The organism is Nocardia sp. NPDC004722 (genome assembly GCF_053601505.1).
This window is the reverse complement of record NZ_JBSGBY010001041.1, coordinates 1-1,535: the sequence shown is the minus strand read 5'-3', so window position 1 is coordinate 1,535 and position 1,535 is coordinate 1. Positions and strand designations below refer to the sequence as shown.

At 66.3% G+C, this 1,535-nt stretch carries 2 protein-coding genes; both read right to left on the bottom strand.

Annotation, left to right across the window (positions count from 1 at the left end):
- Positions 1–71: 71 nt before the first annotated feature.
- Entirely contained in the window at positions 72–392 is a 321-nt protein-coding gene (locus ACWELQ_RS45490; RefSeq protein WP_452403159.1) for a YrdB family protein, read from the bottom strand.
- A partial coding sequence (locus ACWELQ_RS45485) for an MMPL family transporter (protein ID WP_452403158.1) occupies positions 389–1,535 on the bottom strand: 1,147 nt, incomplete at its 5' end. The genes ACWELQ_RS45485 and ACWELQ_RS45490, both read right to left, overlap by 4 nt.

Here is a 1,535-nt window from a genome sequence, read left to right as displayed (position 1 = left end):
GCGCACTCACGACGCCTTCGTCGACTACTTCGGCACCGCCGACCTGGAATTCGGGGCGGCCCGCAACAGCGTCACCTACCGCGCCGCCGACCTCGCGCGAACAGCGCCGCACCCGCGATCGGTGTCCAGGCCAGCCCCAGCAGCAGTGCCGCTGTCCCAAACCACACCACCTCCAACGCGACACGCCGCCAACCCTTTTGCGGGAACCGCGGATCCTTGGCCGCCCCGAACAGCGCCCACACCACGATGAACACCGCCGGTGCGGCGATCGCGAGCAGAATGCGCACCACAACAGGCGCCGATACAGTGGCACCCCACCAGATCGCCGCGCCCAGCACGCACAGCTCCAGCAGAAACATCACCAACAGATTCGCGCCCTTGAGCACGCTCATCGCCAAACCAGCCTCAGCACCGCAGGAGTCAACAGCATGCGAATCACGGTGGCGTCCAACACCAATGCCGCGATCATGCCGTAGGCAATGTATTTCATCAGCACCAGATCCGAGAACCCGAACGCACCCGTCACCACGATCAGGATCGCCGCCGCCGAGGTGATCACCCCGCCGGTGTGCGCGATACCGAAACGGATCGCCTCCGGCGCGTCAGCCCCGGCCGCGCGCGCCTCGGCCATCCGTGACTGCAGGAACACCTCGTAATCGGTGGAGAGCCCGAACAACACCGTCACGATCAACACCAGCACCGCGAACATCAACGGCCCCGGCGTGAAATCGAACAACCCCGCCCCGTGACCCTCCACGAAAATCCAGGTCAGCACCCCCAACGTCGCGCCCAGGCTCAACGCGCTCATCACCACCGCCTTGATCGCCAGCACCAGCGACCGAAACGCCGCGTACATCAACGCGATCGCCGCCGCGACCAGGATCAAACCCAGCAGCGGCAACCCCTTGATCAACCCCTGGATCGAATCGCGTTCCAGCGCGGGCACACCCGCCACCATCACATGCGTGCCCGGCGGTTCGGGCAGCGCGCGCAACGCCGCGATCACCGCATCGGCGTCACCCTTGTCGCGTAACCCGCTGGCCAGCACCGTCACCTGATCCTTGCTCGGCGCGGCCGGATCGAACGGGCCGGTCATCTTCGCGCCCACCGCCTGATCGGCGTCGTAACGCAGATCCGACAGCTGGGTCGAATTCGCGCCCACCACCACCAGTTTCAACGGGTCGGTGCGGAAGGTCGGGAACATGCGGTCGAAATCCTGCTGCGCCACCCGCGCCGGATTGTCCGCAGCCAGATAGCGCTCGCTCAACCCCCCGAACTCGATGTGGCGAAACGGCAGGATCAACCCCACCAACAGCACCAGCACCGGCACGATCACCAGCCACGGCTTGCGCATCGCGAACACCGCCAGCCGCGAGAAGAACCCGGCATCGACCTGCTCGGCGCTACGGATCCCCGCCAGCCGATGCCAACCCCACAGATCGATGCGCCGCCCCACGATCGACAACACCGCCGGCAACGCCGTCACCGACAACACCGCCGCCAACAACACCGAGGAAATGCCACCCAACGGCACC